At 69.5% G+C, this 6,920-nt stretch carries 10 protein-coding genes; 6 read left to right on the top strand and 4 right to left on the bottom strand.

All coding sequences use genetic code 11. The annotated features are described in order from the left end of the window. From G6027_RS18480 to G6027_RS17175, 3 genes are all read left to right on the top strand, one after another. Positions 1 to 204, top strand: a 204-nt coding sequence (locus G6027_RS18480) for a hypothetical protein (RefSeq protein WP_206682508.1), incomplete at its 5' end; no start/stop codon positions are given. A gap of 104 nt (positions 205 to 308) precedes the next feature. Then, on the top strand, positions 309 to 566 hold the full coding sequence (locus G6027_RS17170) for a metal-sensitive transcriptional regulator (protein ID WP_182638193.1): 258 nt from the start codon (positions 309 to 311) through the stop codon (positions 564 to 566). Between the two features lie 71 nt (positions 567 to 637). Then, complete coding sequence (locus G6027_RS17175) at positions 638 to 1,063, top strand: DUF302 domain-containing protein (RefSeq protein ID WP_182638194.1); 426 nt, start codon at positions 638 to 640, stop codon at positions 1,061 to 1,063. A gap of 127 nt (positions 1,064 to 1,190) precedes the next feature. Here G6027_RS17175 and G6027_RS17180 read toward each other — a convergent pair whose 3' ends face one another. The 3 genes from G6027_RS17180 to G6027_RS17190 form a co-directional block, all read right to left on the bottom strand. Beyond that, positions 1,191 to 1,694, bottom strand: a complete 504-nt coding sequence (locus G6027_RS17180; protein ID WP_182638195.1) for an SRPBCC family protein — start codon at positions 1,692 to 1,694, stop codon at positions 1,191 to 1,193. A gap of 23 nt (positions 1,695 to 1,717) precedes the next feature. Further along, the gene (locus tag G6027_RS17185) at positions 1,718 to 2,455 is read right to left on the bottom strand and encodes a hypothetical protein (RefSeq protein WP_182638196.1); all 738 of its coding nucleotides are present in this window, start codon (positions 2,453 to 2,455) and stop codon (positions 1,718 to 1,720) included. A 153-nt stretch (positions 2,456 to 2,608) separates the two neighbouring features. Then, a complete protein-coding gene (locus tag G6027_RS17190; protein WP_182638197.1) occupies positions 2,609 to 3,220 on the bottom strand; it encodes an HNH endonuclease in 612 nt (203 codons plus the stop codon). 204 nt (positions 3,221 to 3,424) lie between these two features. Here G6027_RS17190 and G6027_RS17195 point away from each other — a divergent pair, with 204 nt between their 5' ends. Genes G6027_RS17195 through G6027_RS17205 form a run of 3 tightly spaced genes read left to right on the top strand, consistent with a single transcriptional unit; the run spans position 3,425 to position 6,195 of the window. After that, positions 3,425 to 3,820, top strand: coding sequence for a globin (locus G6027_RS17195; protein ID WP_182638198.1), 396 nt, complete (start codon positions 3,425 to 3,427; stop codon positions 3,818 to 3,820). Between the two features lie 35 nt (positions 3,821 to 3,855). After that, positions 3,856 to 5,436, top strand: a complete 1,581-nt coding sequence (locus G6027_RS17200; protein WP_182638201.1) for a glycoside hydrolase family 13 protein — start codon at positions 3,856 to 3,858, stop codon at positions 5,434 to 5,436. Positions 5,437 to 5,451: 15 nt separating this feature from the next. After that, positions 5,452 to 6,195, top strand: a complete 744-nt coding sequence (locus tag G6027_RS17205) for an SDR family oxidoreductase (RefSeq protein ID WP_182638199.1) — start codon at positions 5,452 to 5,454, stop codon at positions 6,193 to 6,195. Between the two features lie 36 nt (positions 6,196 to 6,231). On the opposite strand, the gene G6027_RS17210 is transcribed toward G6027_RS17205, so the two are convergent. Next, positions 6,232 to 6,920 (bottom strand): site-specific DNA-methyltransferase (locus tag G6027_RS17210; RefSeq protein WP_182638200.1); only part of this gene is annotated, 689 nt, incomplete at its 5' end.

A 6,920-nucleotide genomic window follows, 5' to 3' on the forward strand; every position in this document is an offset into this window, starting at 1 on the left:
GCGCAACATGCCCCCAGGGACATCCAGGTCGCGGTGCCGGAAGCGACCAAGGGCACTTGCGACCGGGGCGATGCACGAGCATTCGACCGTCCGGCATCACTCGACCCCTCGATCGGCACCGGATGCCCGGCCGTTCCGGGCGATCGACGATCCGCCCGCCCACTCCTCGCCGCCGCCTGCGGGGAGATTCGCCGCGAGAGCTAGCGGGACCGGGCGAAAGAGCCCGCAACCTGAACCCGGAGGGGCTGTTCATTAAACCCCCCGGGGTATAGCATGAGGACACTTCTCACCTCTGCCAGGAGATCCCCATGCAACTCGATACCGTCGAACTGACACCTGCACTCAACCGCCTCAAGCGCGCCCAAGGGCAGCTGGGAGCCGTGGTGCGCATGATCGAGGAGGACCGCGACTGCAAGGACATCGTCACCCAGCTCTCGGCCGTGTCCAAGGCCCTGGACCGGGCTGGTTTCGCGATCATCGCCAGCGGCCTCGAACACTGCCTGACCAACCCCGGGGATGCCCCGGAGAGGCAGGACCTGGAGAAGCTGTTCCTCTCCCTGGCCTGATCCCCGCCGAACCTGACAGTCTTAAATCCGGAAGCATCAGTACCGTCGACGAACCATCGAAGGGACCGTCCATGACTTACACCCGCACCATCACTGTCCCGATGCCCTACGAGCGAGCCCTGGAGCGCACCCGCGCCGCCCTGGCCGACCAGGGCTTCGGCATCCTGACCGAGATCGACGTCCATGCAACCTTCAACACCAAACTGGGCGAAGAGGCAGCCGAGGCCGTGGGCGACTACGTGATCCTGGGAGCCTGCAACCCCGGCCTGGCCAGCAAGGCCCTGGCCGCCGAGCCGCAGCTCGGCGTCCTGCTGCCGTGCAACGTCGTGGTTCGCCGCGGCAAAGACGATGAACAGACCACCGTAGAGGCCATCGATCCGCAGACCATGGTCCAGCTCAGCGGCAGCCCACAGGTACGTGAAGTTGCCGACGACGCCGACGCACGGTTACGCGCAGCCCTGTCGGCGATCAGCGAAGCCGGTCCCACACACAGCTGAGGGCCGCTCGCGTCAGCGCTACCGCGGGCTCCCGAACGCAGGCCTCCTCCTGCAGGTCGCTGGCCGGCGCACGTATGGATGGCGGTCAACCCGTCCGAGGACGTCCCGCCCGGGGCGGAGTGGCCAGTCAAGGCCGGGCCGGCTCCCCTTCGCGGGTGGAAGACTCGGCGATCTTTTTGATGGCGGCGAGCGTCTTGGGGATGCCGTCGAGGGCCTGCTGCGTGCGGTCGGTGATCTCAGCGGGCGCCCGGTCGCCGAACTTCTCCTCGAACATGGCGATCCCGCCGGGTAGGAACTCCCAGGATTCGGTGAGCAACGTCCCTGTCGGCGCGGGGGCGAGAGTGAACCCCCAACGGACGAAGCTGCCGCCCACGACCCAGGCGAACTCGCGCCCATGCTCGGCCGCCACCACCACCGACCGGGTCTCCCACGTCCGGTGCGGGAGCTCGTTGCGCCCAGTGAACCAGGCACCGACCTGACCGGCCTCGGCCTCGTCGTCCCACCAGCACGAGGTGCAGATCGGACTCCACTCGCCGGTTCGGGTGATGTCGGAGACCACGTCGTAGAGCGTCTCGGCCGACGCCTCGACGGTGACGGACTCGCGGTGACTGCGGATGCCGGTTCCGCTCATATCTCCGCCCTCCCCCAATAGGGTCACTTCTTCTGACGCCGGCTGCCGCCGTGCCAGTCCTCCTGCGTGCCGACCGTGTCGGCGTCGACTCCGAGCGCGGCCAGCTGTGGCAGCTCTCGCAGGCTGCGCTTGAGCTCGGCGAAACCCGGGAAGCGGGCCAGCCCGACCACGTGGTCCCACAGCTCGGCCGCCGAGTCCTCGTGTGGCAACCGACTGATCACGGGCCCGAAGAAGGCGACGCCGGTCGGTGGCTCGAAGTGGATGATGGGCGTGCCCACGTCCTTGCCCGTCAGCGAGAGCGCCTCGTCGGTCTCCTGGCGGATCTCGGCGTCCCACGACTCGTCGTCGAGCGCGTCAGCCAGCTCTATCGGCAGACCGGCGTCGGCGAGGATCTGCTCGGCGAACTCCCGCGTGCCGCGCCGCTCACGCACCTCGCCTTCGCTGCGGTCGTCACCGGCGTCCGGGGCGGTGTCGAAGATGTGCGCCCCGAAAGCGGCGTACAACGGCGCCATCGCCGCTCGGCCATGCTCGGCTCGCGCACGCGCCGCCACCCTCAGCAACCGCAGCCCGGCGGTGTGGCCGGCTTCGTATTCAGGCGGAAAGTGCGCGTCGTAGTCGACCTCTGCGTTGACCAGACGCAACGAGATGAACCGCCAGTCGACGGTGTAGTCGCGCTGCGCTTGCACCTGTCGCACCCATTTGCTGGTCATCCAGGCGAAGGGGCAGACCGGGTCAAAGTAGAAGTTGATGTCGGCGTCCATCCGCCCACCCTAGCTATGTGTTCTGTTCACGCAGGTCGGGAAGAGCCGAGCTCCTCGATGTCGTCCTTCGACAATCCCCCGGTGCTCTCGGCGGTCTCGCGGGCGCTGTTCACCCGGCTGCCCGAGGTGACCTCGTTCGCCCGGTGCGCACCGTCAGGCGGCGTCGAGGTACAGGTAGTCCTCCCAGTACGGGCCGATCTCGCGGAGCTGGGAGACGAGCCGCCACGTCCGGCCCCTCGGCGCCACCAACGGCACCCGCAGTTCCCACCCCAGTTCGGAGAGGAACTTGTCGGCCTTACGGTGATTGCACGGCGCGCAGGAGGCCACGCAGTTCTCCCACACGTGTTCGCCCCCGCGGCTGCGCGGGATCACGTGGTCGACGGTGGTCGCACGGGCATTGCAGTACCCGCACCGGTGAGAGTCGCGGTGCATGAGGGCGGCCCGCGTCATGGGCACCTGCGCCCGGTAGGGGATCCGGACGTACTCGCGGAGCATGATCACCGAGGGCACGCGAACGGCCGTGTCGACCGACCGGACCAGGATCTCGTTCGGGTGATCGTGGACCACGACCGCTTTGCCACCGAGGAGCATCACCACGGCGCGGCGTGCGGGAAGGGCGGTGAGGGCCTCGTAGCCGGCGTTGAGCAGGAGAACCCGGGGCGCGGAGGCCAGCGGGACGTGCGGATCCGGGACACGCTCGAGTCGAACAGGGGCTCGTGACCCCGGTTGTCGGTACTCCGAATTCTCGCGCACGGCTGTGCCCATGGTCGGTCTCCGCTCGTCTGCTCCGAGCCCAGTGCAGCACTGTCAACCGGGCCCGTAGTGAACCTCGCCTGCAACGATGATGCACCCTCGATGAACACTTCGCGCGCGATCACCGCCTACCGGTTGTCCGCGGTGTCCTCGCGGCCGTCACCGACGGGTGGTGGATCAGACCCCCGGGCGGATCCCACGGGCATGATGGGGAGCATGAGCAGCACTACCTTCTATGACGAGATCGGCGGCGCGGAGACGTTCCGGAAGCTGGTCCACGAGTTCTACCTGCGGGTCGCCGACGACCCGGTGCTGCGCCCGCTGTACCCGGAGGAGGACCTGGGTCCGGCCGAGGACCGCATGCGGATGTTCCTCGAGCAGTACTGGGGCGGCCCCACCACCTACTCGGAGCAGCGCGGTCACCCCCGGCTCCGGATGCGCCACAACCCCTTCCGCGTGGACCGCGCGGCCCACGACGCCTGGCTCACGCACATGCTCGCGGCCGTGGACACGATCGACCGCGAGACCATGGACGACGAGCACCGGGCGGCGATGGTGGAGTACTTCACCCGGGCCGCCGCGATGATGGTCAACACCCCGGAGGACATGTGACCTCCCCGGCCCACGCCACCCGGCCGTGGGAGGACATGGTCCTCTACCAGATCTACCCGCGATCCTTCGCCGACTCCGACGGGGACGGCACGGGCGACCTTCAAGGCGTGATCGACCGCGTCGGCTACCTGGAACTGCTGGGCGTGGACGGGGTGTGGCTGTCCCCCATCATGCGCTCCCCCGGCGCCGATCACGGCTACGACGTCTCGGACCCCCGCGACGTGGATCCGTTGTTCGGCGACGTCGAGACACTGCGCCGGCTGGTGGAGGCACTGCACGCCGCGCGGATGGTCCTGATCATGGACCTGGTGCCCAATCACACGAGTATCGAACACCCGTGGTTCGACGCCGCCCTGGCGGCGGGTCCCGGAAGCCCCGAGCGCGAGCGCTACTTCTTCCGCGACGGCCTCGGTGAGGACGGCTCCCGGCCGCCCAACAACTGGCCCTCGGTGTTCGGGGGACCGGCCTGGACCCGCGTCACCGAGCCGGACGGGACCCCCGGGCAGTGGTACCTGCACCTCTTCGCCCCGGAGCAGCCGGACTTGGACTGGTCGCACCCCGACGTGGGCGACGACCTGGAGGAGACCCTGCGCTTCTGGCTCGACCTGGGGGTCGACGGGTTCCGGATCGACGTGGCGCACGGTCTGGCCAAACCGGACGACCTGGCCGACCTGCCGGACGATGTGGAGATCGCCCAACTCGTGGTCGACGAGCGCGACGCACGGTGGGACCGGCCCGGCGTCCACGACGTCCACCGGCGGATCCGCGCGGTCGTCGACGAGTACCCGGGCGCGGCGACCTTCGGCGAGGTGTGGGTGGGCCCGGCCGACCGGTTCGCCCGATACCTCCGCTCTGACGAGCTGCACTTCGCGTTCCACTTCCCGCTCACCGGCGCCCCCTTCGAGGCCGGCGCGGTGCGCGAGGCCATCGACGCGACGCTCGAAGCCTCACGCATCGCCGAGTCTGCCCCGACCTGGGCGTTGTCCAACCACGACGTCGTACGCGAGGTGACCCGATACGGCAACGGCGCCGTCGGCACCGCCCGGGCACGGGCGATGCTGCTGGTCGAGCTGGCCCTGCCGGGGATCACGTTCCTCTACGAGGGGTCGGAGCTGGGCCTGCCGAGCGACTTCTCGATCCCCCACGACCGGCTGACCGACCCCACCTGGGAACGCAGCGGCCACGCGGAGATGGGTCGCGATCACTGCCGCGTCCCGATCCCGTGGGAGGGTTCCACGCCGCCCTACGGCTTCTCGACCACCGATCACACCTGGCTCCCGATGCCGGACAACTGGGGCCGCCTGACGGTCGAGGCCCAGATCGAGGACCCGGACTCCACGCTGTCGTTGTACCGGGCGGCCATCGAGACCCGGCGCTCGTGCTCGGGCCCGCGCACCGCGTCCGTCGAGTGGTACGGGGCGCCGTCCGGATGCCTGGCGTTCCGCCGCGACGACGGCGTGGTGTGCGCGCTCAACACCTCAGACCGGTCGGTGCCCCTGCCCCTCGGCGAGGTGCTGCTCTCCTCCGGGCCCCTCTCCTCAGGACTACTCAACGCTGAATCCCCCACCGGCGAGATCCTGCCGCCGGACACCGCAGTATGGTTACGACCACACTAAGAACGGGGATTAACCATGAGGTTGGCGGAGAAGACGGCGGTCGTCACCGGCGGCGCCGGCGGGATCGGCAGGGGCATCGTCCGAGCGTTCGTCAAGGAGGGGGCCCGCGTACTCGTCGTCGACATCAACCACGTGGCCGGCAGCGCCCTGGCCGACGAACTGGGTGAGGGCGTCCGGTACCTGGCGGCGGACATCTCGGTCGAGGACAACGCCCGCATGATCGTCGAGACGGCCGTCGAGCACTTCGGACGCCTCGACGTCCTGGTCAACAACGCCCACGCGTCACGCCAGGCGCCGCTGCTGGAGACCACCCGGGAGATGCTGGACCTGTCCTTCGACACGGGGTTCTACCCCACCTTCTGGCTGATGAAGGCCGCGCACCCGCACCTGGCCACCGCGGGTGGCTCGGTCATCAACTTCGCCTCCGGCGCCGGCATCGAGGGCAGCCCCACCCAGGCCTCGTACGCGGCGGCCAAGGAGGCCATCCGCGCCGTCTCCCGGGTGGCGGCCAACGAATGGGCCCGAGACGGAATTACCGTCAACGTGATCTCGCCGCTGGCCCTCACCGAGGGAGTCGAGGCGTACATCGAGGCCAACCCCGGTATCGAGAAGCACCTGCTGTCCGGGACGCCGATGCGCAGGTTCGGCGACCCCGAGGCGGACATCGGCCGAGTCGCGGTGTTCCTCGCCAGCGAGGACGCCCGCTACATGACGGGGCAGACGCTCATGGCGGACGGCGGCAGCGTCAAGCTCCGGTAGCGTCAGGCCCCCGTCAGCGTCCCGCTCCCGTCAGCGTCACACTCCGCTGACGCGCAGCCGCGGCAGGATCACGTCACGGACCGTCTCCGGGTTGCGTTCCACCACCACCCAGCGGCGACCGAGGTCGCGGGCCGCCACGGCTGTGGTCCCGGAGCCGGCGAACAGGTCCACCACCAGGTCGTCCGCCTCGGTCGCCAGTTCCACGATCCGCCGCATCAGCGCCTCCGGCTTGGGCGTGCGGAACCCGTCGACCCCCGCGCTGCGCAGTTCCGCGCGGGCGGTGTCGGTGGACCCGACTTCCTGAGCCAGCCAGATGGATTTGAGCTTCTTGATCCGGCCCACCTCGTGCCGGTCGCGTTGGTACACATCGACCCGCGGCCCGGTCCGACCCCGCACCGTCCGACAGACCAACTCGTCGCTCCGCTCCCGCGCGCGATCGCGCGACCAGCGCCACACGGCCGGAGTGAGGTCGCCGAACACCGGGAGGATCTCGGCGAGCCCGGGCACGGGGTCCACGGAGACCTCCCCGGTGTCCGGGTCGCCGTAGAGCGGGTAGGTCATGGTGGGCGTGGTGCGCGGGTTGAACCGCTTGTTGGTGTTGCGCAGCGGCAGAAGGCGGTAGTTGACCCCGTCCTCGGCGGTGTGCGGGAAGTCGGAGGGGTCGACCGCGGAGGCGACCCCGCCGGCCAGCCGGACGCGCGCGGGATCCCGCGCGTACACCATCA

The organism is Dietzia sp. SLG310A2-38A2 (genome assembly GCF_014145095.1).
In the GTDB taxonomy this organism is placed as follows: Bacteria; Actinomycetota; Actinomycetes; order Mycobacteriales; family Mycobacteriaceae; genus Dietzia.